Here is a 25,730-nt window from a genome sequence, read left to right as displayed (position 1 = left end):
GGAGTTTTCCCGGGAATCCACGCTTGGCGCCGGGAATCCTGCACAGGCGCGTCGTCCGCGGCCGGGGCAGGGGCCGTTTCCAGGCACGCAGAGTTCCATACGCCCGCCGGCCGGCCCGAATCGGCCTGCGCAGAGTTCGATACGCCCCCCCCGGCCCCGGACTTGTCCCCGCTCTTCCCCGACTGATCCGGTTTTGCACGCTGAATCCGGTACGCCCCCGCGCAGAATCCGATGCGGGAGGCCCCGGGAGGCGCGCAGAATCCGATGCGAGGCCGCGCAGAGTTCCATGCGGTTTCGCGCAGAGTTCGATGCGCGAGGTGGCCTCAAGCCACGGGGCCGACACGGCTTTTCGGCGCCCCCTATAACCTGCTGAACTGACTCCCTAAGAATCCTTAACAGATAGCTTTCCTAAGGAGGGGGGAGGTGCGTTCGCCAAACCGAACGACGCCTTTCTCTCCTCTTTTCAAAAGGAATATATGGAATTTTGCACAGGCTGTCCCCCTCCCCTGCCCGGATGACGTCGTCCGACCGGCGCTGCGCCGCCTCTCCGGACGGTCTATGAGCGGAGGCAGGCCCGGGACCGGGCGGCGGATGCGGGACGGGGTTCGAGCGATGGACGAGGCGCCGATCGACAGGCTGCTGGCGCTGATGGCGCGGTTGCGCGATCCGGAGCGGGGCTGCGCCTGGGACGTGGGGCAGACCTATGCGAGCATCGTCCCCTACACGATCGAGGAGGCCTACGAGGTCGCCGACGCGGTCGAGCGCGGCGACCGGGCGGATCTGCGCGACGAACTCGGCGACCTGCTGCTCCAGGTCGTGTTCCAGGCCCGGATCGCCGAGGAGGAGGGCGCCTTCCGCTTCGACGACGTGGCCGAGGCGATCTGCGCCAAGCTGATCCGGCGCCACCCCCACGTCTTCGACGCCTCGGGCGCGTTCCTGCCCCGCGACCGGCGCCCGACCGATCCGGCGGCGATCAAGGCGGCCTGGGAAACCATCAAGGCGCGGGAGCGGGCGGAGAAGGCGGCGGCTGGTAGAGGGGAGGCGGCGGGTCCGCTGGCGGGGGTGTCGCGCGCCCTCCCCGCCCTCGCCCGGGCCGACCGGATCTCGAAGCGGGCGGCCGCCGTCGGCTTCGACTGGCCGGACGCGGCCCAGGTTCTCGCCAAGGTGCGCGAGGAGGTCGACGAGGTCGAGGAGAGCCTCGGTGCGGGCGAACCGGAGGCGGTGTTCGAGGAGATCGGCGACCTGCTGTTCTCGGTCGCCAACCTCGCCCGCCATGCGGGCGTCGATCCGGAGGAGGCGCTGCGGCGCGGCACCCTCAAGTTCGAGCGCCGCTTCACCGCCATGGCCGCCCGGCTCGCCGCCGAGGGCCAGATCCTGCAGGACGCCCCCCTCCCCGCCATGGAAGCCGCCTGGCAGGCGGTGAAGCGCGATGAGAAGAAGTGAGACTCGATCCCGGGGGATCCTAAAGGGCTCAGGCCCTTTGGCGGGTTGTTAGGGCGGTGCCCTGGCGTCGGCGGAGCCAATATGCAGGGCTCTGCCCTGCACCCGCGAAAGGACTCGTCCTTTCGAAACCATGACTATGAAGGCTCAGCCCTTCGTACGCGGGCTGCCCTTCTTCACGGGCTTCGGGGCCGGCGCCTTCGGCTTCAGGCGCTCCACGATCTGCTCCAGGGCGCGCTCGACGGCCTCCTGCTCCGGCGGGGCGGCACCGTCTCGCGGGCGATTCGTCGGGTTCGAGTCGCGGCTCTTCGGCATGGAAGTGAGCCTAGACAGGGTCGCAGGGTGAACACCACCGGTTGAGCCCGACCGGATACGCTGACGGCGCTGTTTTCCTCAGAGAAAAGCCTTTTGCAATTCCGGATTAATCTTAACGAGGTGCTCCGCCCGCGTCCGTTGATCTCGCCGCGAACGGCCAGTCGAGAGCGCGCACGGCGTAGAGCGCCCACCACACCATCACCGGCTGAAGCGCCAGACGGGGGCCGTGATACCACCACGTGTCGGGGATCGGCGGCACGGGAATCCCCTCGACCGCCTGCTTGATGTTGGCCGGGAACACGCAGACCGCGTAGAGGGCGAGCATCAGGCCGGCGAGCCGCCGCAGCCGCGGCACGAACAGCGCCAGGGCGCCGGCGATCTCGCACAGGCCGGTGCCGATCACGACGAGGCGCGGCGCGGGCACCCAGCCCGGCATGATCGGCAGGAACCGGTCGGTGGCGACGAGATGGACGGTACCGATGAAGCCGTAGAGGCCGATCAGACCGAGGCGCAGCCCGCGGCGGTCGTCGCGCATCGGGGCAGCGTCAGGCGGAGCGGTCGTCCCCGGCCTGCCGCTTGCTCTCGCCCGACTTCGTGTTGCCGCGCGCGGCCTCCTCGGCCTCGGTGCCGGCGCGCTCCATCGGTCCCGGTTGCGACTTCAGCCGGCCCGTCGCCGGATCCTTGGGCGAGACCGCGGCCTCGTTGCTCTGGTCGCGCTGCTCGTCCGCCATCGTTGCCTCGTCCGGTCGTTGATCGTGACGGGGCAACGTTTCCGCGCGGGCGGCGGTTCGCTCGCGAGCCTCTGGCCCTACCCTCGCCGCTACACCGCGATGCCGTGCAGGTCGTAGGCGTCGGCCCGCTCGATCTTCACGGTGACGATGTCGCCGGGCCGCACGGGACGGCGCGAGGCGACGTGGACGCTGCCGTCGATCTCCGGGGCGTCGGCCTTGGAGCGGCCGCGCGCGACGCTCGGGCCGGCCTCGTCGATGATGACTTGGAGGCGCTTGCCGACCTTCGCCCGCTGCAGCCTGAGCGAGACGAGGCCTTGCGCTTCCATGAAGCGGCGCTTGCGCTCGGCCTTCACCTCCGGCGGCACCAGCAGGCCGAGATCGTTGGCGGGCGCGCCCTTGACCGGCTCGTACTCGAAGCAGCCGACCCGCTCGAGCCGCGCCTCGCGGATCCAGTCGAGCAGTTCCTCGAACTCGGCCTCGGTCTCGCCGGGGAAGCCGACGATGAAGGTCGAGCGGATGGCGAGATCCGGGCAGATCTCGCGCCAGCGCCGGATGCGGTCGAGCTGCTTCTCCTGGTTGCCGGGCCGGCGCATCCGCTTGAGCACCGAGGGGCTCGCGTGCTGGAGCGGCATGTCGAGATAGGGAAGGATCTTGCCCTCGGCCATCAGCGGGATGACCTCGTCGACATGCGGGTAGGGGTAGACGTAGTGCAGCCGCACCCAGGCCCCGAGCTCGCCGAGTTCGGAAGCCAGATCGTAGAAGCGGGCCCGCACCTCCCGATCGCGCCACGGGCTCGTGGCGTAGCGGGTGTCGATGCCGTAGGCGGAGGTGTCCTGCGAGACGACCAGCAGCTCCTTCACCCCGGCCTTCACCAGCTTCTCGGCCTCGCGCAGCACGTCCCCCGCCGGGCGGCTGACGAGATCGCCGCGGAGCGACGGGATGATGCAGAAGGTGCAGCGGTTGTTGCAGCCCTCGGAGATCTTCAGATAGGCGTAGTGGCGCGGGGTGAGCTTGACCCCCTGCGGCGGGATCAGGTCGAGGAACGGGTCGTGGGCGGGCGGCACCGCCTCGTGCACGGCGGCGACCACCGACTCGTAGGCCTGCGGGCCGGTGACGGCGAGCAGGTTCGGATACTTTTCGCGAATCTCGTCGGGCTGCGCGCCCATGCAGCCGGTCACGATCACCCGGCCGTTCTCGGCCATGGCGTCGCCGATCGCCTGGAGCGATTCCGCCTTGGCCGAATCGAGGAAGCCGCAGGTGTTGACGATGACCACGTCCGCCCCGTCGTGGCGGCGCGACAGCTCGTAGCCCTCGGCGCGCAGATGGGTGAGGATGCGCTCGGAATCGACGAGCGCCTTGGGGCAGCCCAGCGACACGAAGGAGATCCGCGGCGCGGCGGCGCCCTTGGTGTCCGAGGGGGAGGCGGTTGCGGTCATGACGGCTCGTTGGGGCGGCCCTCCGGAACGGAGGCCCGCGCGTCCTGCATCGATGGCGGTGGATGGCCCGATATAACCGCATTGGGGCGCGGTTGCGAGCGTGGCCGGAAACAGGAGCGATCGGAAACGGATGGAGCGCGACCGCACCCGGATCAGCCTGCGCATCCGGCACCCGAGCCGGACGGCGGCGGAGCTGTGCGGCGCCCTGCCCTTCGCGCCGGGCCGGACCTGGGACGTCGGCGCCCCGCGCACGGATCCCAGGGGCACGCCGCGGCCCGGGCGCTACGGGGAGAGCTACGCGACCTTCCCGCTGAGCGAGGGCGCCGGTCCGCCCGCCGAGGCGGTCGCGGCCACCGCCGAGCGGGTGGCGCCGTACGGCGAGCGGTTCCTGGCGTGGCGGGCGGAGGGCGGCACGGTCGAGTTCTTCGTCGGCTGGTTCATGGAGGGCGGCAATGCCGGCGACGAGTTCGGGCCCGAACTCCTGAGCCGGCTCGGCGCGCTCGGCATCGGCCTGTCGCTCGACATCTATTCCGGAGCGGATGCGTAGAACCGTCCGAGGGCAAAAGACGTACGCTTTACCAGTGCTTTAAGAACGTGTCCTGAACCATCACTCGAATAGGCCGGCGGGCGCCGTGCATACCCCTCCCGCGGGTCCGGAAGGCGGGGGCGATTGACTGACACGCGCCGCGCGCCCTTGGGTAATCCGAATGAGCGCCGCACGAGGCATGACGGCCGAACCCATGGTCTGGACCCGCGAGATCCCCTTCATCGAACCGGTTGCGGCCGCCGCGCGGCTCGCCCGGTGGCCCGGGTTCGCCTTCCTCGACAGCGCCATGCCGCACGACACGCTGGGCCGCGTCTCGGTGCTGGCCGCCGACCCGTTCGCGCGCTTCCGCTACCGCGACGGCCGCGCGACGCTCGATGGACACGCGGTGCCCGGCCGCCCGCTGGAGGCGCTGCGGGCCTGCCTCGCGCCCTACCGCCTCGCGCCGCGGGCCGACCTGCCGGCCTTTCCGGGCGCGGCGATCGGCTACTTCGCCTACGATCTCGGCGCGAGCCTGGAGCGGGTCGATCCGCCGGCCCGCCGGGCGGGGCTGACCGACGACGTCGCGTTCAATCTCTACGACACGCTGCTCGCCGTCGATCACGGGCGGCGCCGCTGCCTCCTGATCGCCACCGGCTTCCCCGAGACCGATCCGCAAGCGCGGGAAGCGCGCGCGAAGGCCCGGCTCGACGCCTTCGCCGATGGGCTCGCCGCAGCCGCCGAACCGTCCCCGGAATGGGCCGGAACCCCGCTCGCATGGCGCTCGAACTTTTCGCGGCAAGCCTATGAAGAGGCTGTCGAAAAGGTCCGAGATTACATCCGCGCCGGCGACATCTATCAGGCCAACATCGCCCAGCGCTTTGCCGCCGACCTGCCGCCCGGCTTCGACCCCTTCGCCTTCTACCGACGGCTTCGCGAGACCAACCCCGCGACCTTCGGCGCCTATCTCGCCTTCGAGGGGCTGACGGTGGCCTCCTCCTCGCCCGAGCGCTTCCTCAAGCTCGAGGGGCGGGCGGTCGAGACCCGGCCGATCAAGGGCACGGTGCGCCGCGACCCCGACCCGGCCCGCGACGCGGAGATCGCCGCCGCTCTCCAGGCCAATCCGAAGGAGCGGGCCGAGAACATCATGATCGTCGACCTGCTGCGCAACGACCTGTCGCGGGTCTGCGAGCCCGGCAGCGTGCGGGTGCCGACCCTGTGCGGGGTGGAATCCTATGCCGGCATCCACCATCTCGTATCGGTGGTGACGGGCACGCTGCGCGAGGGCGCCGACGCCCTCGACCTCATCGAGAAAACCTTTCCCGGCGGCTCGATCACCGGCGCGCCGAAGCTCAGGGCCATGGACATCATCACCGAGATCGAGGGCGACGCGCGCGAGCTCTATTGCGGGGCGATCGGCGCGCTCGGCTTCGACGGATCGCTCGACACCTCGATCGCCATCCGCACCGTGTTCATGGACGGCGCCCAAGCCGTGCTCCAAGCGGGCGGCGGCGTGACGCTGCTCTCCGAGCCCGGTCCCGAATACGAGGAGACGCTGACCAAGGCGGCCCGCGTCTTCGCGGCTTTCGAGCCGGCCTTCGAGGCGGAGGGCACGCCGTGATCCTCGTCATCGACAACTACGATTCCTTCGTCTTCAACGTGGTGCGCTACTTCGAGGAGCTGGGCGAACACGTCGAGGTCGTGCGCAACGACGCGCTCGATGTCGCCGGCATCCGCGCCCGGGATCCGGAGGCGGTGGTGATCTCGCCGGGCCCCTGCACGCCGCAGGAGGCCGGCGTGAGCCTGCCGGCGATCCGCGACCTGTCGGGCGAGGTGCCGATCCTCGGCGTCTGCCTCGGGCATCAGGCGATCGGCGCGGCCTTCGGCGGCCGGGTCGAGCGGGCGGGGCGCCCGCTTCATGGCCACGCCACGCCGATCCGGCACGGCGGCGAGCGGCTTTTTGCCGGGCTGCCGCAGCCGATGCAGGTCGGCCGCTACCACTCGCTGATCGTGGCGCCGACGCCGGAGATGGAGCGCCACCTCACCGTCGATGCCGCCTCGGGGGAGGGCGAGGTGATGGCGCTGTCGCACCGCAGCCACCCGACCTGGGGCATCCAGTTCCACCCGGAATCGGTGCTGACCGAGAACGGCCACGCGCTGTTTTCCAACTTCCTCAAGGGCGCCCGCGCGTGGCGCGCGAAGGATCCGGCGCGCACCGACAGGCTCGCCGATGCTGTGGTCTGACGGGCGGCTGGTCGAGGGCGGCACCCTCCCCTTCGCCATGGCGGATCGCGGCCTGCTGCTCGGCGACGGGGTGTTCGACACCGCCCTCGCCGTCCGGGGCCGGGTCGCGTTCGAGGCCGCCCATGTCGACCGCCTCACCGCCGCCGCGGCGGCGCTCGGCTTCCTTGTCGACCGCGCGCCCATCATCGAGGCGATGCGGGCGCTCGCCGGTACCGCGCCGCTGGCGGCGATCCGCACCACGCTGACCCGCGGCCCTGGCCCGCGCGGGCTCGCGCCGCCGCCCGAGCCGGCGCCGCTCCTGTTCGGCAGCGCCGCGCCGGCCCGCGCGGCCCTGTTCTTCGCACCCCTGCGGCTGGTGCTCACCTCGATCGCCCGCAACGACACCTCGCCGGCCGCCCGCCTCAAGACGCTCGGCTATCTCGACGCGGTGCTCGCCGCGCGCGACGCGCAGGCGCAAGGCTTCGACGAGGCCCTGTTCCTCAACACGAAGGGCCGCGCGGCCTGCGCCGGGACCGGCAATGTTTTCGCGGTGTCTGGAGGGACACTCGTCACGCCGCCGCTGGAGGATGGCGTCCTGCCGGGCATCGTTCGGGCCGAGCTTCTTGCCAGGATCGCGCCGGGTCTCGGCCTCGCGGTCGAAGAGCGCCCTCTCCTGCCCTCCGAACTGGAGGATGCGGAGGCGCTGTTCGTCACCAACTCCCTGCGCCTGCTCGCGCCCGCGACGGCGCTCGGTGCACGGGCCTACGACAGCGCCGGGCACGGGACGGTTCGCAGGCTCTGCGCCGCGTTGCGGGAGTCGGTGGCAGCGGAATGCGGAGTCGGGGTGGACGCGCTCGACCCGTGATCCCGCGTCGCTGACGCCGCGGCTATCCCGGCCCTCCCCTCATCCTGAGGCGGCGACGCTTCGCGCCGTCTCAGGATGAGGACGCGGGTGGGCGAAGGATCGTCAGGCGAGGGCCGCGCTCTCGACGCGCCCGACTCCGGCCCGTTCCATCGCGTTCCAGGCCCGCGCCAGCGAGCCGTCGAGATCGATGCCGCGCACGGCGTCCTCGACCACGAGGACCTCGAACCCGGCTCGGCGCGCGTCGAGGGCGCTCCAGAGGACGCAGAAATCGGTGGCGAGGCCGGCGAGGAACAGGCGGGTCAGGCCGCGCTCGGCGAGGTAGCCGGCCAGACCCGTGCGGGTCCGGCGGTCGGCCTCCAGGAAGGCCGAGTAGCTGTCGATGCCGGGGTGATAGCCCTTGCGGATCACCAGTTCGGCCCGGTCCGTGTTCAGGCCCTCGGCCAGCGCGGCGCCGCGCGTGCCCTGCACGCAGTGCTCCGGCCAGAGCACCTGTTCGCCGTAATGCAGGTCCGTGGTATCGAAGGGGGCCTTGCCCGGATGGCTCCCGTGGAACGAGGCGTGGCCGGGCGGGTGCCAATCCTGGGTCAGGATGACGTGGGGCAGGCGCGCCGCCAGCCGGTTGATCGGGGCGATCACCGCATCGCCCTCGGGCACGGCGAGCGCCCCGCCGGGCAGAAAATCGTTCTGCACGTCGATGACGAGCAGAACGTCGTGTTCGGTCAGTCTCATCGCAAAGTCCGAGGGTTCCGAGGGACAAGTCCCTCGGCGGGTCCGGGCGGAGCCCGGAATCCTTTGATCCTATGAGCGGAGGATCACGGCGTCATCACCGTCGTGCCGGTGGTCTGCCGCCCGGCGAGGTCGCGGTGGACCTGGCCTGCGTCGGCGAGCTTGGCCCGGGCGTGGATCGGGATCTTCACCGCGCCGCTGGCCACCACCTCGAACAGCTCGGCGGCGTTGGCGTCGAGGCTCTCGCGGGTGGCGATGTGAGTGAACAGGGTCGGCCGGGTGGCGTAGAGCGAGCCCTTGGCAGCGAGGATGCCGATGTCGAACGCCTCGATGGCGCCGGAGGACGAGCCGAAGCTCGCGAAGATGCCGAAGGGGGAGAGGCAGTCGAGGGAGGCGGGGAAGGTCGCCTTGCCGACGCCGTCATAGACCACCGGCACGCCCTTTCCGCCCGTGATCTCCTTCACCCGGGCGGCGAAATCCTCGTCGCGGTAGAGGATGACGTGGTCGCATCCGTGCTCGCGGGCGAGCTCCGCCTTCTCCTGCGAGCCGACCGTGCCGATCACGGTGGCGCCGAGATGCTTGGCCCATTGCGTGGCGATGAGGCCGACGCCGCCGGCGGCGGCGTGGAACAGGATCGTGTCGCCGGGCTGCACCCGGTAGGTCCGGCGCAGCAGGTACTGCGCGGTGAGGCCCTTCAGCATCATCGCCGCGGCGGTCTCGTCGGAAATCGAATCCGGCACGTGGACGACGCCCTTGGTGTCGACCACCACTTCCTCGGCATAGGTGCCGGTGGCGCCGGCATAGGCGACGCGCTCGCCGACGCGGAAATCGGTGACGCCCTCGCCGAGCGCATCGACCACGCCCGCGCCCTCCTTGCCGAGGGTGAAGGGCAGCGAGGGGGCCTTGTAGGCGCCGGAGCGGAAATAGATGTCGATGAAGTTGACGCCGATGGCGGTCTGGCGGACGCGGATCTGGCCGGGGCCCGGCTCGGGCGAGGGCACGTCCTCGTAGACCATCGCCTCGGGCCCACCGTAGGCATGCACCCGGATCGCCTTCATCGCGTTCTCCCGCGTTCTCACTCACGAATTCCGGGCGAGATATCGGTCCGGCGGAGCGAGGCAAGGGGCACGGGGCATCGCCCTGGGCGTTCATGCCCGAAGCACACAGGCCGGGCCCATGGGCCATGCATTGGGAAAGCGCCTGGAAACAGCGCTCGGAGCGGAGATCCCGCCGGTATCGTCGCCCGCCTGAGCGCAGTCCGACGAAGGGGCCACCGGTTCGTCGAGAGAATGCGCGTCAAGACGAGGAACGCGGGACGCCGGCCTGATGCAATCAGGTCGGAGACGGCTCTAACCTTCCCGAACCGCGACCTGCATGCCCATGCCCGACAGGCAGCGCTCGATGCGCGCGCTGAGTTCGGGCGTCAGCTCGTGCACGTGGACGTGCAGGGTTCCGGTATCCTCCGGGCGCACGGTGACCCGGTAGCGCAGCCCCTCATCCTCCATCTGGCGCAGCAGGTTGCCGCTCGCCGTGGTCATCGCGGTGATATGCTGCTCGACCAGTTCGGGCTTCATCATCCGCGGCCACCCTGCCCGCCGCCCGTGCCGTTCCGCTGGCACGCCGAGCCGCCCTTTCCCCCGTCCTGCGGCGGCTGGCCGTTGTGGACCGGCGGAAACAACCGCGCGAGTCCGCGCGCGACACCCGAAAGTACGGGATCGAAGGCGGATTCGAGACGTGTCCGCCCAGCATCCGGCTGCGAGGTGATGAATGGCTTCATGGAACGCCCCCCTCGGACGTCAATGATCGTTCAGGCTCCCAGAGAGTGCGGCGTGAGCGCGCAGTTCTCTCAACATAGGTTGGCAATGCAGCGGGCGGGATTTGGTTTCATTTCAGCCCGCTCCCGCCACGCTCGAACGCTTGGTCGCGCCCGGATCTTCCGGATCGCCGCTCGAAGCGCTCGCCCCGCCGGCCTCTTGCCCGCCGCGGCGGCAGCCGCCTCCGGGGCCTCGTTCCCACTCGGCGCGACGTTCGAGCGGCGATGCCAGCTCTCGGAGACGCTCTCCTTGCACGCCGCCACCCGGCGGCAGGGCCATCGCCCGACACCGCGCCTGTCACAGCACCGGCCCGGACCCTTCCGTCGCACTTGACCCGGCGCCCGCCGCACCTCTGTAGAGGGCCGGTCTTCGATCTTCGCCCCGAGGAAACTTCAATGGGCACTTCAAGGAGGCTCCCGTCGTGACGGGCCCGGTGCAGACCCTCGCCGCCGCGCCGCCGCGCTTCGCCGTGGCGGTGGTGGGAGCCGGGGCGGCAGGGCTCGCCGCCGCCCTGGCGCTGGCCCGCGACGGGGTCGAGACCGCCCTCGTCGGACGGCACGCGCCGGTGGCGGACGGGCGCACCGTGGCGCTGCTCGACGGCTCGGTGCGCTTCCTCACGGCGCTCGGCGCCTGGGCCGAGATCGCGCCGCACGCCAACCCGTTGGCCGAACTCCAGATCGTCGATGACACGGGCAGCCTGTTCCGGCCGCCGCCCGCCCGCTTCTCGGCCTCCGAGATTGGCCTGCCCGCCTTCGGCTGGAACGTCGAGAGTGCCCGCCTCGTCGAGACCCTGCGCGGTCAGGCCCGTACCACGCCGGGCCTGACCCTGTTCGAGGCGGATTCAGCCGGGATGCGCCTCGAACAGGGCGCGGCCGTGCTGGACCTGGAGGACGGGCGCAGTCTCGCGGCGCAGCTCGTCGTCGGCGCCGACGGCGGCCGCTCGCCGCTGCGCGCGGCCTCGGGCCTGCGCACCCGGGAATGGTCCTACCCGCAGGCGGCGCTGACGACGCTGCTCGCTCACGAGCGGCCGCACCGGGACATCTCGACCGAGTTCCACACCCGCAACGGGCCCTTCACCCTCGTGCCGCTGCCCGGTGGCCACCGCTCCAGCCTCGTCTGGGTCACGGCCGAGCGGGCGGCCAAGCGTCTGTCGGACCTCGACGATGCCGCTCTCGCCGCGGCGGTGGAGCATCAGGCCCGCTCGATGCTGGGCGCCATGCGGATCGACGGCCCGCGCGGCCTCGTGCCGATGCGCGGCCTCTCGGTGGAGCGGCCGGTCGCCGACCGCCTCGCCCTGATCGGCGAGGCCGCCCACGTCTTCCCGCCGATCGGGGCGCAAGGCCTCAATCTTGGTCTGCGCGACGCCGCGGCCCTGCGCGACGCGGTCTTTTCCGCCCGCGAGGCGAGCCGCGATCCGGGCGCGCCGGCCTCGCTCGCGGGGTTCGGACGCAACCGGGGCGTCGATGCGCGTCTGCGCGGGGCGGCGGTGGACATGCTCAACCGCTCGCTGCTCACCGATCTGCTGCCCGTCGATGCCCTGCGGGGCCTCGGCCTCGTGGTGCTCGGGGCGATCCCGCCCCTGCGGCGCCTCGTGATGCGCGAGGGCGTGCAGCCGCGGTTGGGCGCGCCGAGCCTGATGCGCTGAATTTTTCTGGGCGACGTTTCCGGGGGCAGCCCGGGAGGCGGAAAACCGCGAAACGATTACAAAAAATCGCCGTAGAGATCGACCGTCTCGAAGCCGCGCGGGGCCAGCCGCTCGGCCAGAACGCGGCGGTGGCAGCGGGCGGGATCGCGCTCGAAGCAGAGCAGGCAGACCGGGCGCTCGGCGGCGAGGTCCGCCAGGGCGTCGAGGGCGAGCCCGCCCTCGGCGGTGTCGAGCACCTCCTCGCAATAGATCCGGCGCATCAGCCCGGCATCGTGGGCGCGGGCCGCCTCACGGCCGGATTTCGGCGTGCCCAGGCTCCGGAAATGCTCGTAGCCGAGCCCGGCCTCCAGCAATCCCGCCTTCAGCGCGCCCTTCGAGAAGCCGCGCTTGCGCGAATTGGCCACCGCCCGCACGTCGGCGAGCACGGCCACGTCCGCCGCCCTCAGCGCGGCGTGCAGGCGTTCCGGCGACAGGCCTTCGTATCCGATGGTGAACAGAGTCTTGCGCATCGCGGGCTCAGGGAAAATTCAGGATCGACAGGCTTTTAGATGGGATCGCTGCGGTCGCCGGACAGCACTGGCGGCGTCTATGTGCCTGCGGCGCAACGCCTTCCGGAATTCCGCCGCAATGCCAGCAAAGTTCTGTTAACCCGATCAAGGGCATCGAATACCCATTGAAGTCGCACGCAAGAAGTGGCGGGCCGTCGATGTCGCTGGACACCGAAATTTCCCTGAGGCGCGCACCGGCTCCGCGCGGCTGGCTCAAGCGCGGGCTCGCTGCCCTGCTGCTGTCCGGGCTCGCCGCCTGCGCCGCGCAGAACGACTTCTACCCCACCAAGGGCGACGCCAAGCCCCATCCCGGCGTGGCGCGGGCCAAGAGCCACCCGATCCAGGGCATCGACATCTCGAAATGGCAGGGGCCGATCAACTGGGCCTCGGTCAAGAGCGCGGGCACGCAGTTCGCCTACATCAAGGCGACGGAGGGCGGCGACCACGTCGACGAGCGCTTCCGCGAGAACTGGGACGGCGCGGGCCGGGCCGGCGTGCCGCGGGGCGCCTACCACTTCGTGTTCTGGTGCCGCTCGGCCGAGGACCAGATGGCGTGGTTCAAGCGCAACGTGCCGAACGATCCGACCGCCCTGCCCCCGGTGCTCGACGTGGAGTGGAACGGTCACTCGGCCAAGTGCCCGAAGAAGCTGCCCAAGGCCCAGGCGCTCGCCATGATCCGCTACATGCTGGACGAGATGGAGGCCTATACGGGCAAGCGGCCGATCATCTACACCGACATCACCTTCCACAAGGACGTGCTGGAAGACGAGTTGCCCGACTACCCGCACTGGGTCCGCTCCACCGCGGCCGAGCCCGAGCAGCGCTACGCCAACCGCAAGTGGATGCTGTGGCAGTTCACCTCGACGGGCCGCGTGCCCGGCGTGCGCGGCGACGTCGACCGCAACGCCTTCTACGGCAGCCCGACCGAGTGGGCCTCGTTCCTCGCCACCGACTGCGACCCGCGCGAGCATCGGCGCCTGTCGAGCCAGGGCCTCTGCACCGGCAAATAGACGGGCACGGTCTCCGCCGGATCGGTGCGGAGTGCACCTTCGCATTCCGAAGGGATCGGCCGAACCGAGGCGAACGGCAAGTCGACCGGACCGAGCCGGAGGCGGCGATCCGTGTTACGCCGTCGAGCGGCCCAGGTAAAAACATCCTATGTTATGTGCCTTTCGGTATGCTTCCGTAGAGATGCTGGGGGCGACTTGGCCGTGATCTGGATTTTTTCGGATTTGACGGCTCATTTGTCTACTTGTAGACAGACTGTGCGCCGAGCGTTGCGTTAGGAGCCGTTCCGGCGACCCTACGGACTTCGAGTTGTACATGCCTTCGGCCTCAGAGCGCTGCTTCGAAGGCAACCTGCTCCTGAACTGCCTGAGTTCCCAGGATCGCGGCCTGCTTCTGCCCGATATGGAGCGGCAGGAGTTCCAGCGCGGCGACACGCTGTTCGCCGCCGGCCGCGAGGTCGACTTCATCAGCTTCCCCCTCGATCAGACCGTCGTCACCCTGCTGATCTCGATGATCGACGGGCGCAGCGCCGAGACCGCCACGATCGGCCGGGAGGGGGCCGTCGGGGGCGTGGTCAGCAACGGCGGCCTGCCGGCCTCGACCCATGCCCTGATCCAGATCGCCGGTCCGATCCTGCGGATGGAATCGGTGCGGCTCCAAGAGGCCAAGCGGCGCTCGGAATCCCTGCGCAACCTCTTTACCCGCTACTCCGACTGCCTGCTCGCTCAGGTGCTGCAATCGGTCGCCTGCAACGCCCTCCACCCGATCGAGGAGCGCTGCCTGCGCTGGCTCCTGACGCTTCAGGACCGGCTCGGCAGCGACGTCCTGCCGATCACCCAGGAATCGTTGGCCGCGATGCTGGGCGTGCAGCGCACCTATCTCACCCGCATCCTGCGGATGCTGCAGCAGCAGGGGCTGATCGAGGTCGGACGCGGTCGCATCACCATCGTCAACCGGGCGGCGATCGAGGAGGTCGCCTGCGAGTGTCATGCCTGCGTCAAGCGCCATTACGAGACCGTGCTCGGGGCGGTCTACAGCCCGGCCGGGCGCCTCATCGCGATCGAGCCGCCCGATTAGGATGCGCGCGGGTCCGACCGGACACCTCGGATTTTCCATCGGGAAGCACGGCGATCCCGCAAGACGTCTTGTGCCCGGACCGTCGCCGATGCACCATCGCCGCCGTCCGGATGGCCGGTCGCAGCTGGCGGCTCCGGAGGGAGGGCGCCGCGATCGCCCGGCTCGCCGGCTTCGTCCTTGCCGGGTCCGTCCATGAGCCGACCGCCCGACGATTTCGCAAGCCCCGGTGAGGCCGAGCGGCTGGCCGCGCTGGCCCACTACGGTGTGCTCGACACGCCCGCCGAGGACGCCTTCGACGATGCCGTCGCGCTGGCCGCCCAGCTCTGTGCCGCACCGATCGCCCTGATCGGCCTGCTGACGAGCGACCGGCAATGGTTCAAGGCGCGACTCGGCTTCGCGCCGGCCGAGATCGGGCTCGACCGTTCGCTCTGCGTCCACACGCTGGCCGGGCGGGACGTCCTGATCATCGCCGACCTCGCCGCCGATCCGCGCACCCGCACCAACCCCCTCGTCGCGGACGAGCCCCGGATGCGCTTCTATGCCGGCGCCCCCCTGGTGACCCCGGAGAATGTGGCGATCGGCACGCTGTGCGTGCTCGACACCGTCCCCCGGCCGGAGGGGCTGAGCGCCGCGCAGGCGGCGGGCCTGAAGGCACTCGCCCGGACGGCGATGACGCAGCTCGAACTGCGCCGGGGCATCGCGGAACGGAAGACCGAGGCCGCGATCCTGGCCGACCATGCCTTGCGCCTGCGGCTCGCGCTCGAGGCGGCCGGCGTCGGCATCTTCGACTACGACCTCGTGTCGGGGACCCTCTCCTGGGACGGGCGCACCCGCGCGCTGTTCGGGGTCGGGCCGGACGAGGCCGTGAGCTACGCCGGCACCTTCCTGGCCCGTCTCCATCCCGAGGACCGGGCCCGCACCGACGCCGCCGTGCGGGCGGCCCTCGACCCCGCCGGGCCCGGCCTGTTCGACGCCACCTACCGCACGATCGCAGGCGATGGCGCAGGCGACGGTGCGGGTGACGGCGCGGTGATCGCCTGGATCGCCGCCCGCGCTGCCCTCGTCGTCGAGGCGGATATCGAGGGCGGTGCCGCGATCAGGCGGGCGCGGCGCCTCGTCGGCACGGTGCGCGACGTGACCGCCGAGCACACGGCGCAGGCCGCCATCGCCGCGACCGAGGAGCGCTATCGCCTCGTCACCCGCGCCACCAACGACGCGATCTGGGATTGGGACTTCGCCACCGACCACGTGCTGTGGAACGAGGCCCTGCAGGCCGCCTATGGCTGGGCGCCGGAGGCGGTCGAGCCGACCGGCCGATGGTGGCTCGACCATGTCCATCCCGAGGACCGCGCCCGGATCGAGGCGGATATCCGCCGCGTCATCGCCGGCGACGGGCAGGACTGGCGCCACGAATACCGCTTCCGCCGCGCCGACGGCTCCTACGCCGACGTGCTCGACCGCGGCTCGATGGTGCGCGGGCCGGGCGGGACGCCGCTGCGCATGATCGGCGCCATGCTGGACCTGACCGAGCGCAACCGCGTCGCCGCCCAGCTGCGGGCTGTGGTCGAGAGCGCCAATATCGGCATCGTGCAGATCGATCCGCGCACCATGATCGCGCTGGAGGCCAATCCGAAGCTCTGCGCGATCTGGGGGGCGGAGGAAGCCGACATCGTCGGGCATTCCATCGCCAAGTGGACGCCGGAGGCGGATGCGGCGGAGCGCGACCATCTGCACCGCCGGCTCGCGGCGGGCGAGATCGTGCGCGAGACGCTGGAGAAGCGCTACCGCCGCAAGGACGGGCGGCTGATCTGGGGCCGGGTCAACCTCGTCTCGCAGGTGCGCGGCGAGGCGATCCGGGCCACGGCGATGATCGAGGACATCACCGCCGAGAAGGCGGCCGAGGCGCGTCAGACGGCGCTGATCGAACTCGGCGACGGCTTGCGCGACGCCGCCGGACCCGCGGAGATCCGCGGGATCGCGGCCCGGATCCTCGGGCGCCTCCTCGGCCTGTCGCAGGCGGGCTACACCGCCGTCGATGCCGCCGGCGGTCTCACGATCGGGCGCGAGGAGCCCGGCATGCGGGCGGATTCACCGCCGTTTCCGGCCACTCTGGCGCGGCTGCGCCGCGGCGAGATCCTGGCGGTGGCCGACCTGGCCGCCGATCCGGGCCTCGCGCCGGACGCGGGTGGCTACGCGGCCGTCGGCGCCCGCGCCCTGGTCGGCGTACCGCTGATGCGGCGGGGCGACCTCGTCGGCCTCGTCTACGCCCACGCCGCCGAACCGCGGGCCTGGGACGCGGGCGAGATCGATTTCGTCCGCGAGGTGGCCGGGCGGGTCTCCGTGTCGCTCGCCCGCATCCAGGCCGAGGAGCAGCAGCGCTTCCTCAACCGCGAGCTGAGCCATCGCCTGAAGAACACCCTGACCATGGCCCAGGCCATCGCCTCGCAGACCCTGCGCAACACCACCGACATCGCCGCGGTGAAGGAGGCGCTGGTGGCCCGGCTGGTGGCGCTCGGCAAGGCGCACGACATCCTGCTCTCGGGCGAGGGCGAGGGGGCGGCGCTGGAGGCGGTGATCGCCGGTGCGCTGGCGATCCACGACGACGGCGAGCCGGGCCGCATCCACCTGTCCGGTCCGGCCCTGGAGGTCGGGCCGAAGGCCGCCCTGTCGCTGGCTCTGATGATCCACGAACTCGCCACCAACGCCGCCAAATACGGCGCCTTCTCGGTGCCGGGCGGCCGCGTCGGCATCGCGTGGACCGTCTCGCAGCTGCACTGGCGCGACGACGCGCCGGACGAGGGACAGGAGGAGGAGCGGGACGAGGGACAGGAGACCGAGCCGGTCGTGACCCTGACCTGGGCCGAGCGCGGCGGGCCGCCGGTGACCGCCCCCACGCGCAAGGGCTTCGGCTCGCGCCTGATCGAGCGCGGATTCTCGGGCGCGGTCGGCGGCCAGACGCAGATGATCTACGCCCGCGAGGGCGTGACCTGCCGGATCAGGGCGCCCCTGAAAGGGCTCCTCGAAAAAGAATAGAGCGAAAAACGGGGGGCGCGGGGCAACGAACGGGCCGCTCGCCGCTTGTCGGCAGGACGCCCCAGGCGCGCTCCCCACGGCGCGCTCCAAGGACATCCGGGAAGCCCTATGGATCGGCCCGCTTCTCCTGCCCCGCACAGCGACGTGCGGCTGCTGGCTCTCATCATGGAGAGCGAGACGGAAGCCCGCATCGCGACGGCGGACCGGCTGGCGGAAGCCGGCTTCGAGGTGCTGGAAGCCTGGAGCGCGCAGAGCGCCCTCCTCCAGATCGAGCGCCATCCGATGCTGCGCCTCGTCGTCGTCGATGCCGACCTGTCCGGCTCCGGGACCCGGTTCGCCCTGACCTGCGAGATCGCCCGCAACCGGCCGGATCTCGCGGTGGTCGCGCTCTCTGCCGGCCCGGCCCCCTCCGAGGGCGAACTGCCGGAAGAGGTCCGCTTCGCCGCCAAGCCGCTCAGTCCCGCGCTCGCCCGGGAGGCGCTGGCGCAGCTCTCGGCGTGAGCGGCGGCTCCTAAGCCGCCGGCGCCGTCTCGGGCTGCGCCTTGTCCTCTGCCCTCTCCTCCCTCCGCAGCCGCTCGGCGGCGACGTAGAAGACCGGGGTGACGAACAGGGTCAGGATCGTCGCCACCAAGAGGCCGCCGATCACCACCGTGCCCATGGAGAGCCGGGCATTCGCCCCCGCGCCGCTGGCGATGGCGAGCGGCACCGAGCCGAGGATGAAGGCGAAGGAGGTCATCAGGATCGGGCGCATGCGCATCCGCGTGGCGTGCTGGGCCGCCTCCAGCGCGCCCTCCCCCTTGGCGCGCAGCTCCTCGGCGAAGGAGACGAGCAGGATCGAGTTCTTGGCGGCCAGGCCGACGAGGAGCAGCAGGCCGATCTGGCCGAACACGTCGAGCGGCATGCCGCGGAGCGCGAGGAACCCGACCGCCCCGAAGATGGCGAGCGGCGTCGCGAGCAGGATCACCAGCGGCATGCGCAAGCTCTCGTACTGCCCGGCCAGGAAGCAGAAGATCATGAACACGCCGAGGCCGAAGATCAGCGGCGCGACGTTGCCGGCGATCTTCTCCTGATAGGCGATCTCGGACCACTCGATCGAGGTGTTGCGCGGCAGATCCTCCGCCAGCTCCTCGATCGCCGCGATCACCGTGCCGGAACTGGAGCCGGGTGCGACCGTCACCGCGACCTCGATCGCCGGATAGGTGTTGTAGGACAGGACCGCCGTCGGCCCCGTCGTGAACTTCGCCTGCACCAGGGAGCCGAGGCGCACGGGCTCGCCTTGCGCGTTCAGCACGGTGAGCGCCTCCAGATCCTGGAACAGGCGCCGCCCGGAGGCATCGCTCTGGACATAGACCTGGTAGACGAAGCCGAAGCGGTTGAAGAGGTTGACGAAGCTCGATCCGACATAGGTGCCGAGCGCCTCGAACAGCCGCGACAGCGGCACGCCGAGCTGCTCGGCCTTGGCCCGGTCGATGTCGAGGCGCAGCTGCGGCACGCCCCAATCGGTGGTCGGCGTCGCGCTCGACACGCCCGGCAGGGCCCGGATCCGCTCGATGAAGTCGCTCGCCGTCCGCGCCAGCTCGAGGCCGCCATTGCCGGAGCGGTCCTGGATCTCCAGCGTCAGGCCGCCGCGGGAGCCGAGCCCGGGCAGGGGCGAGGGGTTGGCGATGCGCACTTGCCCGTCGGGATCGTGCCGGAAACGCTCCTCCATGTGGCGGATCAGGTCGTCGACCGTGGTGGTGCGCTCGTCCCAGGGTTTCATCACGGGGATGTTGAAGCCGTAGAACGGGGCGACCGTGTCGGCGAGGAAGCTGCGTCCGCTGACGCCGATGGTATGATCGACGTCGTCGCGGGCGCGCAGGGCCGCGCCGAAGCGGGCATTCATCGCCTCCGTGCGCTGCACCGAGGCGCCGAGCGGCATCGCGACCTCGGCATAGAGGTAGCCCTGGTCCTCGTCCGGCACGAAGCCGGTCGGGCGCTGCATCAGGAGCATGACCGTGGCGCCGGCAAACAGCGCGAACACGACGAGCGTCAGGACGACGTGGCGGGCGAGCCGGCCGATGGTGCGGGCGACGAAGTCGGCCGAGCGCTCCAGGGCGCGGTTGAACCAGTCGAGCGGCTTGCGCCACCAGCGCGTCTTCCGGCCGGTGTGCGGCTTCAGCAGCAGGCCGCACAGGGCCGGCGTCAGGGTCAGCGAGACGATCGCCGAGATCAGCACCGAGATGGCGATGGTGAGCGCGAACTGGTTGTAGAGCTGCCCCGTGAGGCCGGGGATGAAGGCCACCGGCACGAACAGCGCGGCGAGCACCAGCGTCGTCGCGATGACGGGGCCGCCGATCTCGTTGACCGCCTCGCGGGCGGCGGGCTTCGGCTCCATGCCCTCGCCCATCAGCCGCTCGGTGTTCTCGACGACGATGATCGCGTCGTCCACCACGAGCCCGACCGCGAGCACGAGGCCGAGCAGGCTGAGCGTGTTGAAGGAGAAGCCGAGCAGGGCCATCGGCCCGAAGGTGCCGATCAGCGCGATCGGCACGGCGATGGTCGGGATCAGGGTGGCGCGCCAGTTCTGCAGGAACAGGTAGGTGACGACCGTGACGATCAGGATCGCCTCGAACAGGGTCCGCACCACCTCGTAGATCGCCTCCTTGACGAACTCGGTGGAGTCGAGGGCGATGGTGTAGTGCAGCCCCGGCGGAAAGCGCTTGGCGAGATCCGCCATCGTCGCGCGCGTCCCGTTCATCACCTCGACCGCGTTGGCGTCGGGGTTCTGGAAGATGCCGAGCGTCGCCGAGGGCTTGCCGTCGAAGTTCGAGGTGACGCCGTACTGCTCCGAGCCGAGCTCCACCCGCGCCACGTCCGAGACGCGCACCACCGAGCCGTCGGGGTCGGCCCGCAGGACGATGTTACCGAACTCCTCCGGCTTCATCAGCCGGCCCTTGGTGACGAGCTGCAGCTCGAACGGGGTGGCGCGGCCCATCGGCAGCTTGCCGAGGGAGCCCGTCGTCACCTGCGCGTTCTGCGCCTGGACCGCCTGGAGCACCGTCTCGGTCGAGAGGGCGAGCGCTTCCATCTTGGCCGGGTCGAGCCAGATGCGCATGGCGTAGCGCATGTTGGAGAAGTTCAGGATGCGGCCCATGCCGGTGACCCGGCGCAGGGGCTTGATGACCTGGGTTTCGGCGTAGTTGGCCAGGAACAGCTCGTCGAAGCCCGTGCCCTCGTCGGCGTAGAGCACGACGTTGCCGAGCCGCTGACGCGACGATTTCTGGATCTCGAGGCCTTGCGCCCGCACCGCCTCCGGCAGCTTCGCCTCGGCGCGGCTCGAACGCGTCAGCACCTCCGCCGCGGCGGCGTCGAGGTTCGAGCCGACCTCGAAGGTAGCGTCGATCGAGACGCTGCCGTCGGTCGAGGAGGTCGACTGGATGTAGATGAGATTCGGCGCGCCGTTGATCTCCTGCTCCAGCGGAATCGCGATCGATTCGTAGGCCTGCTGGGCGGAGGCGCCGGGATAGGTCGCCTGGATATTGATGATCGGCGGAGCGATTTCAGGGTACTGCGCCACCGGCAGCGTCAGCCCGGCGACGAGGCCGATCACCGTGATGAGGACGGAGATCACGCCCGCGAGGATCGGCCGGTCGACGAACGTGGCGAACATTCGAGGGACCGTCTCCGAAATTTCAACGTGGCCTTGAAGGACCCGCGTGCAACGTCTTGGGACTCCGCGTGTTCCCTCCGGTGCCGCGCCCGGAACGGGCCGGGCGGCCGGCCCGTTCCGCTCTCGGAGAATGGATCTCGTGCGCTCAGGCGTCGGCTTCGTCATCACCGGTCTCGTCGTCGGCGCGCTCGGGATCGCCGCGGGTGCGTGGTGGGGGGCGGGACATCCGATCCCCGGCTTCCTGGCCCATCACCTCAAGGTGGCGAACCGCGCCGAGACGAAACGGGCCAAGGAGGAGCCGCGCCTCACGGTGCGGGCGGTGCGCGCCAGCGCCCAGGAGGTGCCGGTCGCCTTCGAGTATACCGGCACGATCATCTCGCCCCGCGACGCCGAGCTGCAGACGCGGGTGACCGGCTTCGTGGTGGAGCGCCCGTTCGAGCCCGGCGGCCACGTGAAGAAGGGGCAGGTGCTGTTCCGCATCGACCCCCGCCCGTTCGAGGTCGCCCTCAAATCGGCGCGGGCCCTGCGCGACCAGGCCAAGGCCTCCCTCGACTTCGCCCAGGCCGAGGTGAACCGCACCGAGCAGCTCGCCGACAAGGGCTTCGCCACCGAGCAGCGCGCCCAGCAGAACCAGTCGAACCTCGCCACGGCCAATGCCAAGCTCGAAGAGGCGGAGGCCGCCATCGCCCGTCAGCAGCTGAACCTCGACTACGCGGTGATCCGCGCGCCCTTCGACGGGCGCTCCTCCCTGTCGCTGGCCAATATCGGCGACATGGTGATCGAGAACCAGACCAAGCTCGTCTCCGTGGTCCAGGTGAACCCGATCGACGTGCAGATGGCGCTCTCCTCCGAGGACGCGGAAGCCGTGCGGGTGGCGCAAGCCGAGGGGCGGGTGAAGGTCCAGCTCCTCGACGTGGGGCGCGAGCCCGTGCGCGAGGCCACGATCTACCGGCTCGACAACCGCTTCGACCCCCGCACCGGCCGCCGCCTGATCCAGGCCTGGCTCGACAACGCGGACGAGCGCTACCTGCCCGGCCGCTTCGTCCGCTCGCGCATCGAGGTCGGCCGGCAGGAGCGCCTCTTGGTGCCCACCATCGCCCTCTCGGCCCAGCTCGACCAGCAGGTGGTCTGGACCGTGGACGAGGCCGGCACCGTTCACATGACCGCGATCGAGGTCGGCGACGTCTACGGCGACAACACCGCCGTGCTCAAAGGCCTCAAGCCCGGCACGCTGGTCGTGACCGACCATCTCCAGAGCATGCGCCAGAACCTCAAGGTCGAGCCGCGGGCCGGCGACGAGGTCAACGCCGTGGGCAACACCCCCGCCCAGGGCGAGGCGCGGCACTGAACGAGGCGATGAGCGAGGCGAGACACCGAGTCCTGTCCCGTGATCGCCGGATCCCGTGAGAGGCAAGGTCTTGATGCGACGCGCGTTCCGCGGGCGACGCGTATTCTACCCGGATGGTGCGGGAACCATAATGCGGTGAAAGTCTCGCACAGGTTCGGGCGATGACCTATGAGAGGCCGCGATCAGACAAGGTCAAGGCTATGCAAGGTCAGCGTGTCGTCGGTTGCATCGTGAGCGCCGCGAACGATTGATCTCACACCGGAAGCCGTTCGAACGATGATGGTCGATACCAAGTATCTCGACGGATCGGCTCTCTACGGCGATGATCTCGCGCCGGGGGAGATCGCGCGCTGGTACGCGCAGGAGGAGCAGGGCTTCTATCGGCTCGCGACCGAGGTCTACAAACTCGAAGCCTCCGGCTCCTACAGCTACGAGTACGACGCGCTGAACGCCTTTCACGGCTTCGACCGGCTGCGCGACCGCCGCTTCGAGACTTGCGTCGCGCTGGGCTGCGCGGCGGGCGACGACGTCGCCCCCCTGGCCGACCGGGTGGAGCGCTTCGTCGGGATCGAGCCCGCCGAGGAGTGGTGGACCGACCGGATCGGCGGGCGCCCGGCCCGCTTCATCAAGCCGCTTCCCTCCGGCGACATCCCGCTGCCCGACAACGGCGCCGACCTGTTCGTGAGCCTCGGCGTGCTTCACCACATCCCCAACGTCTCGCACGTGCTGGCCGAGGCGCACCGCATCCTCAGGCCCGGCGGGCTCCTGGTCTTCCGCGAGCCCATCACCTCGATGGGCGACTGGACCCAGGCGCGCTACGGCCTGACCCAGAACGAGCGCGGCCTGCCGCTGCCGTGGCTGCACGGCCGGCTCGACCGCATCGGCTTCGACATCGTGCGGGAGGCTCCCTGCATGACCAACGCCCTGGCCAAGATCGCGCGCAAGGTCGTTCCGGGCCATCTCTACGCCCGACGGGGCTACGTCGCGCTCGACGCGGCGGTGAGCCGGCTGCTCGCCTTCAACACCAGCTATCACCGCACGACGTTCCTGAAGCGGATCGCCCCCTCGAACGTCTTCATGATCGCCGCGAAGCGCTGAGCCCGCGCGGGCGGGGGCGGGCGCCTTGCGGCGCCCTGCCCTATCCTGCTCCCGTCACGCCGCCCGGATCTGGGCGAGAAAGCCGCCGACCTCCCGGCGCAACGCCGTCGCCTGACGGGCGAGGTCGCTCGCCGCGTCGAGCACTTGGCCGGAGCCGGTGCTGGCGTCGTCGGCGGTGCGGGCCACCCCCGCCACGTCGTCCGAGGCGCGCCGCGTGCCCTGCGAAGTCTCGACCGTGGTGCGGGCGATCTCGGCGGTGGCCGCGCCCTGCTCCTCGACCGCGGCGGCGATGTCGCCGGAGATCCGCGACAGGTCGCGGATCGTGCGGGCGATGCCGGTGATCCCCGAGACCGAAGCGCCGGTGGCGGCCTCGATCTCGGCCATCCGCCCGGCGATCTCGTCGGTGGCCCGCGCCGTCTGGGCGGCCAGCCCCTTCACCTCGGCGGCGACGACGGCAAAGCCCCGGCCGGCCTCGCCCGCGCGGGCGGCCTCGATCGTGGCGTTGAGCGCGAGCAGGTTGGTCTGCCCGGCGATCTGCGAGATCAGCCCGACGATCTGGCCGATGCTGCTCGCGGCCGAGGCGAGGCGCTCGACCTCGCCGACGGTGCGGGCGGCCTCCTCCTCGGCCGCGCTCGCCGCCAGCGCCGAGGAGCCGACCTGGGCCGAGATCTCGCGGATCGAGGCGGACAGCTCTTCCGTCGCCGCGGCGATGCCGTCGGAGGAGCGCGCCGCCTGCGCCGAGGCCTGCGCCGCCGAGGCGCTGAGCGACGAGGTCTGGCCCGCCGCCGTGCTCATCGCCCGCGCTGCGCCCTCCAGTTGCTGCGCGGCGGCCGAGACCGCCTCGACGATGCCGCCGACACGGGATTCGAAGCCGTCGGCCACCGCCATCATCGCCGCGTGGCGCCGGCCGGCCTCCTCCTCGGCGCCGCGCTCCTGGGCGGCGCGGATGCGGGCGCGCTCGGCCACGCTGTCGCGGAAGGCCACGGCGGCTTCGGCGATGGCGCGCAGCTCGCCCGGACCCTTCACCGGGATCTCCACCTCGGTCTCGCCGCGCCCGATCGCGGTCAGCGCCCGCGCCATCCGGCTCAAGGGTCGCGCGATCGCCGAGCCGAGGCCGAAGGCCAACGCCACCGAGAGCAGCAGGGTGGCGAGCGCCGCCCCGGCCCAGAGCAGCACGGTGCGCTCGGCCTGCGACCGGGCCGCGCCCGCTTCCCGCGCCAGGGTGCCGGTCAGCTGGTCCTCGATCCCCTTCAGCCCGTCGATCCGCTGGGTGGCGAGCCGGAACCAGCCCTTGGCGTCGCTGAAGGCGGGCGCTTGGCCCGGCACCGTGTCGAGAGCGAGGGTGCGGATGCGGGTGACCTCGCGGGCGGCCTCCGCCGCATTCGCCGCATCGAGCGCGGCGATCTCCTCCGCCTGTGCCGCGGCGCGGAACAGCCCCTCGAAGGTCGCCTGATCCGAGGCCAGCCCGGCGAGCCGGCGCAGGCCCGCAAGATCGATTGCGCCCGCGGCGAACACGGCGGAGGCGGCCGCCCGCTCCTGGCCGGCGAACTCCTTGAGCGAGAGGAAGGCGGACAGGGCGGAGACGCGGGTGCCGATGGCCGGGTCGGCGGCGATCTGCGCCACCCCGCGCACGACCCCGAGGGCCCCGGCGATGACGCCGCTATAGACCGCGAGGTTGGCCGGCACGCCGACCTCCAGCCGGTCCACCGCGCCGCGATGCCGCTCGATCCCGCCGAGCCGAGCGCGCAGGGCCGCCGCCTTGCGCGCGAAATCCGCATCCACCCCCGCCCCGGCGGCGTCGAGATCGGCGATCAGGGCGGCGCGCGCCGCATCCGTCAGCGTGCGCTGCGCGGCGAGTTCCGGGGCGAACTGGCTCCCCTTCGAACCGAGATAGAGGCTGGAGGCCCCGCGCTCCTTCTGCGCCTCGTGGACGAAGGCGCCGATCCGGACCGAGAGGCCGGCCAGCTCCTCCATCCGCGCCATCGCCCGGCCCTGGCCCACCCGCTCCGTCACCGCCACCCCCGCCGCGGCACCGAAGGCGAGGCAGGGGATCAGCGCCACGGTGACGATACGGGCGCGCAGGGACGAGGGTAGCTTCATGACGGAACGGTCCGAACGGTTTGCGCCGCACCGTGACAGGCGGACGTAAAGTAAGGATTTCGCCCTATCGGCTTTGCTTAATTTTGGTGCATTCGTGCTACGATTTCATCAATCTGGCCACGCACAAACCGCCTATACGGGCCGAATACGT

General features: G+C 71.0%; 22 protein-coding genes. 12 read left to right on the top strand and 10 right to left on the bottom strand.

All coding sequences use genetic code 11. From position 1 onward, the window contains the following. The first annotated feature begins 612 nt into the window (after positions 1 to 612). Complete coding sequence (gene mazG, locus MPPM_RS20960; RefSeq protein WP_096486710.1) at positions 613 to 1,443, top strand: nucleoside triphosphate pyrophosphohydrolase; 831 nt, start codon at positions 613 to 615, stop codon at positions 1,441 to 1,443. 144 nt (positions 1,444 to 1,587) lie between these two features. On the opposite strand, the gene MPPM_RS28590 is transcribed toward mazG, so the two are convergent. The 4 genes from MPPM_RS28590 to rimO all read right to left on the bottom strand — a co-directional run bounded on the left by MPPM_RS28590 (position 1,588) and on the right by rimO (position 3,922). After that, on the bottom strand, positions 1,588 to 1,755 hold the full coding sequence (locus MPPM_RS28590) for a hypothetical protein (RefSeq protein ID WP_173807934.1): 168 nt from the start codon (positions 1,753 to 1,755) through the stop codon (positions 1,588 to 1,590). 112 nt (positions 1,756 to 1,867) lie between these two features. Further along, positions 1,868 to 2,290, bottom strand: a complete 423-nt coding sequence (locus MPPM_RS20955) for a DoxX family protein (RefSeq protein ID WP_096486709.1) — start codon at positions 2,288 to 2,290, stop codon at positions 1,868 to 1,870. 10 nt (positions 2,291 to 2,300) lie between these two features. Beyond that, entirely contained in the window at positions 2,301 to 2,486 is a 186-nt protein-coding gene (locus MPPM_RS20950) for a hypothetical protein (protein WP_096486708.1), read from the bottom strand. An 89-nt stretch (positions 2,487 to 2,575) separates the two neighbouring features. Continuing rightward, a complete protein-coding gene (rimO, locus tag MPPM_RS20945; RefSeq protein ID WP_096486707.1) occupies positions 2,576 to 3,922 on the bottom strand; it encodes a 30S ribosomal protein S12 methylthiotransferase RimO in 1,347 nt (448 codons plus the stop codon). A gap of 130 nt (positions 3,923 to 4,052) precedes the next feature. On the opposite strand from rimO, the gene MPPM_RS20940 reads away from it, so the two are divergent. The 4 genes from MPPM_RS20940 to MPPM_RS20925 all read left to right on the top strand — a co-directional run bounded on the left by MPPM_RS20940 (position 4,053) and on the right by MPPM_RS20925 (position 7,533). Next, positions 4,053 to 4,469, top strand: a complete 417-nt coding sequence (locus MPPM_RS20940) for a DUF4279 domain-containing protein (protein WP_096486706.1) — start codon at positions 4,053 to 4,055, stop codon at positions 4,467 to 4,469. Positions 4,470 to 4,647: 178 nt separating this feature from the next. Continuing rightward, a complete protein-coding gene (pabB, locus tag MPPM_RS20935; protein ID WP_096486705.1) occupies positions 4,648 to 6,066 on the top strand; it encodes an aminodeoxychorismate synthase component I in 1,419 nt (472 codons plus the stop codon). Beyond that, positions 6,063 to 6,689 (top strand): anthranilate synthase component II, encoded by a 627-nt coding sequence (locus MPPM_RS20930; RefSeq protein ID WP_096486704.1) that lies wholly within the window; start codon positions 6,063 to 6,065, stop codon positions 6,687 to 6,689. The genes pabB and MPPM_RS20930 overlap by 4 nt, the downstream gene beginning before the upstream one ends. Further along, a complete protein-coding gene (locus MPPM_RS20925; protein ID WP_096486703.1) occupies positions 6,676 to 7,533 on the top strand; it encodes an aminotransferase class IV in 858 nt (285 codons plus the stop codon). Before MPPM_RS20930 ends, MPPM_RS20925 begins: the two co-directional genes overlap by 14 nt. A gap of 102 nt (positions 7,534 to 7,635) precedes the next feature. Here MPPM_RS20925 and pncA read toward each other — a convergent pair whose 3' ends face one another. The 3 genes from pncA to MPPM_RS20910 all read right to left on the bottom strand — a co-directional run bounded on the left by pncA (position 7,636) and on the right by MPPM_RS20910 (position 9,836). Next, the gene (gene pncA / locus MPPM_RS20920; RefSeq protein WP_096486702.1) at positions 7,636 to 8,262 is read right to left on the bottom strand and encodes a bifunctional nicotinamidase/pyrazinamidase; all 627 of its coding nucleotides are present in this window, start codon (positions 8,260 to 8,262) and stop codon (positions 7,636 to 7,638) included. A gap of 83 nt (positions 8,263 to 8,345) precedes the next feature. Continuing rightward, positions 8,346 to 9,317, bottom strand: a complete 972-nt coding sequence (locus tag MPPM_RS20915; protein ID WP_096486701.1) for a quinone oxidoreductase family protein — start codon at positions 9,315 to 9,317, stop codon at positions 8,346 to 8,348. Between the two features lie 291 nt (positions 9,318 to 9,608). Further along, the gene (locus tag MPPM_RS20910; protein ID WP_096486700.1) at positions 9,609 to 9,836 is read right to left on the bottom strand and encodes a hypothetical protein; all 228 of its coding nucleotides are present in this window, start codon (positions 9,834 to 9,836) and stop codon (positions 9,609 to 9,611) included. Between the two features lie 658 nt (positions 9,837 to 10,494). On the opposite strand from MPPM_RS20910, the gene MPPM_RS20900 reads away from it, so the two are divergent. Then, positions 10,495 to 11,718 carry a UbiH/UbiF family hydroxylase gene (locus MPPM_RS20900; protein ID WP_096486698.1) on the top strand — a complete coding sequence of 408 codons (1,224 nt, stop codon included), beginning with the start codon at positions 10,495 to 10,497 and terminating at the stop codon, positions 11,716 to 11,718. Between the two features lie 56 nt (positions 11,719 to 11,774). Here the strand turns inward: MPPM_RS20900 and MPPM_RS20895 are convergent, their stop codons facing one another. Next, complete coding sequence (locus MPPM_RS20895) at positions 11,775 to 12,227, bottom strand: DUF488 domain-containing protein (RefSeq protein WP_096486697.1); 453 nt, start codon at positions 12,225 to 12,227, stop codon at positions 11,775 to 11,777. A 197-nt stretch (positions 12,228 to 12,424) separates the two neighbouring features. On the opposite strand from MPPM_RS20895, the gene MPPM_RS20890 reads away from it, so the two are divergent. From MPPM_RS20890 to MPPM_RS20875, 4 genes are all read left to right on the top strand, one after another. Further along, a complete protein-coding gene (locus MPPM_RS20890) occupies positions 12,425 to 13,276 on the top strand; it encodes a glycoside hydrolase family 25 protein (RefSeq protein ID WP_096486696.1) in 852 nt (283 codons plus the stop codon). A gap of 313 nt (positions 13,277 to 13,589) precedes the next feature. Next, positions 13,590 to 14,351: a Crp/Fnr family transcriptional regulator gene (locus MPPM_RS20885; RefSeq protein ID WP_096486695.1), complete on the top strand. Its 762-nt coding sequence runs from the start codon at positions 13,590 to 13,592 to the stop codon at positions 14,349 to 14,351. Positions 14,352 to 14,543: 192 nt separating this feature from the next. Beyond that, complete coding sequence (locus MPPM_RS20880) at positions 14,544 to 17,384, top strand: PAS domain S-box protein (protein ID WP_096487952.1); 2,841 nt, start codon at positions 14,544 to 14,546, stop codon at positions 17,382 to 17,384. A gap of 108 nt (positions 17,385 to 17,492) precedes the next feature. After that, positions 17,493 to 17,885, top strand: a complete 393-nt coding sequence (locus MPPM_RS20875) for a response regulator (protein ID WP_096486694.1) — start codon at positions 17,493 to 17,495, stop codon at positions 17,883 to 17,885. A gap of 10 nt (positions 17,886 to 17,895) precedes the next feature. Here the strand turns inward: MPPM_RS20875 and MPPM_RS20870 are convergent, their stop codons facing one another. Then, the gene (locus MPPM_RS20870; protein ID WP_096486693.1) at positions 17,896 to 21,033 is read right to left on the bottom strand and encodes an efflux RND transporter permease subunit; all 3,138 of its coding nucleotides are present in this window, start codon (positions 21,031 to 21,033) and stop codon (positions 17,896 to 17,898) included. Between the two features lie 139 nt (positions 21,034 to 21,172). Here MPPM_RS20870 and MPPM_RS20865 point away from each other — a divergent pair, with 139 nt between their 5' ends. Further along, positions 21,173 to 22,381 (top strand): efflux RND transporter periplasmic adaptor subunit, encoded by a 1,209-nt coding sequence (locus MPPM_RS20865; protein ID WP_096487951.1) that lies wholly within the window; start codon positions 21,173 to 21,175, stop codon positions 22,379 to 22,381. Positions 22,382 to 22,657: 276 nt separating this feature from the next. Next, positions 22,658 to 23,479: a class I SAM-dependent methyltransferase gene (locus tag MPPM_RS20860; protein ID WP_096486692.1), complete on the top strand. Its 822-nt coding sequence runs from the start codon at positions 22,658 to 22,660 to the stop codon at positions 23,477 to 23,479. A gap of 54 nt (positions 23,480 to 23,533) precedes the next feature. Here MPPM_RS20860 and MPPM_RS20855 read toward each other — a convergent pair whose 3' ends face one another. Next, entirely contained in the window at positions 23,534 to 25,579 is a 2,046-nt protein-coding gene (locus MPPM_RS20855; RefSeq protein ID WP_096486691.1) for a methyl-accepting chemotaxis protein, read from the bottom strand. Positions 25,580 to 25,730: the final 151 nt, after the last annotated feature.

The sequence above is a fragment of the Methylorubrum populi genome, assembly GCF_002355515.1.
Lineage (GTDB): Bacteria > Pseudomonadota > Alphaproteobacteria > Rhizobiales > Beijerinckiaceae > Methylobacterium > Methylobacterium populi_A.
This window is presented reverse-complemented; position numbering and strand designations above follow the sequence as displayed.

Coding starts and splice junctions, on each gene's coding strand:
- MPPM_RS28590 (WP_173807934.1), bottom strand. CDS start 1,755: ATGCCGAAGAGCCGCGACTCGAACCCGACGAATCGCCCGCGAGACGGT.
- MPPM_RS20880 (WP_096487952.1), top strand. CDS start 14,544: ATGAGCCGACCGCCCGACGATTTCGCAAGCCCCGGTGAGGCCGAGCGG.
- MPPM_RS20915 (WP_096486701.1), bottom strand. CDS start 9,317: ATGAAGGCGATCCGGGTGCATGCCTACGGTGGGCCCGAGGCGATGGTC.
- MPPM_RS20940 (WP_096486706.1), top strand. CDS start 4,053: ATGGAGCGCGACCGCACCCGGATCAGCCTGCGCATCCGGCACCCGAGC.
- pabB (WP_096486705.1), top strand. CDS start 4,648: ATGACGGCCGAACCCATGGTCTGGACCCGCGAGATCCCCTTCATCGAA.
- MPPM_RS20860 (WP_096486692.1), top strand. CDS start 22,658: ATGATGGTCGATACCAAGTATCTCGACGGATCGGCTCTCTACGGCGAT.
- MPPM_RS20925 (WP_096486703.1), top strand. CDS start 6,676: ATGCTGTGGTCTGACGGGCGGCTGGTCGAGGGCGGCACCCTCCCCTTC.
- MPPM_RS20890 (WP_096486696.1), top strand. CDS start 12,425: ATGTCGCTGGACACCGAAATTTCCCTGAGGCGCGCACCGGCTCCGCGC.
- MPPM_RS20885 (WP_096486695.1), top strand. CDS start 13,590: ATGCCTTCGGCCTCAGAGCGCTGCTTCGAAGGCAACCTGCTCCTGAAC.
- MPPM_RS20910 (WP_096486700.1), bottom strand. CDS start 9,836: ATGATGAAGCCCGAACTGGTCGAGCAGCATATCACCGCGATGACCACG.
- MPPM_RS20955 (WP_096486709.1), bottom strand. CDS start 2,290: ATGCGCGACGACCGCCGCGGGCTGCGCCTCGGTCTGATCGGCCTCTAC.
- MPPM_RS20875 (WP_096486694.1), top strand. CDS start 17,493: ATGGATCGGCCCGCTTCTCCTGCCCCGCACAGCGACGTGCGGCTGCTG.
- MPPM_RS20895 (WP_096486697.1), bottom strand. CDS start 12,227: ATGCGCAAGACTCTGTTCACCATCGGATACGAAGGCCTGTCGCCGGAA.
- pncA (WP_096486702.1), bottom strand. CDS start 8,262: ATGAGACTGACCGAACACGACGTTCTGCTCGTCATCGACGTGCAGAAC.
- mazG (WP_096486710.1), top strand. CDS start 613: ATGGACGAGGCGCCGATCGACAGGCTGCTGGCGCTGATGGCGCGGTTG.
- MPPM_RS20870 (WP_096486693.1), bottom strand. CDS start 21,033: ATGTTCGCCACGTTCGTCGACCGGCCGATCCTCGCGGGCGTGATCTCC.
- MPPM_RS20855 (WP_096486691.1), bottom strand. CDS start 25,579: ATGAAGCTACCCTCGTCCCTGCGCGCCCGTATCGTCACCGTGGCGCTG.
- MPPM_RS20950 (WP_096486708.1), bottom strand. CDS start 2,486: ATGGCGGACGAGCAGCGCGACCAGAGCAACGAGGCCGCGGTCTCGCCC.
- rimO (WP_096486707.1), bottom strand. CDS start 3,922: ATGACCGCAACCGCCTCCCCCTCGGACACCAAGGGCGCCGCCGCGCCG.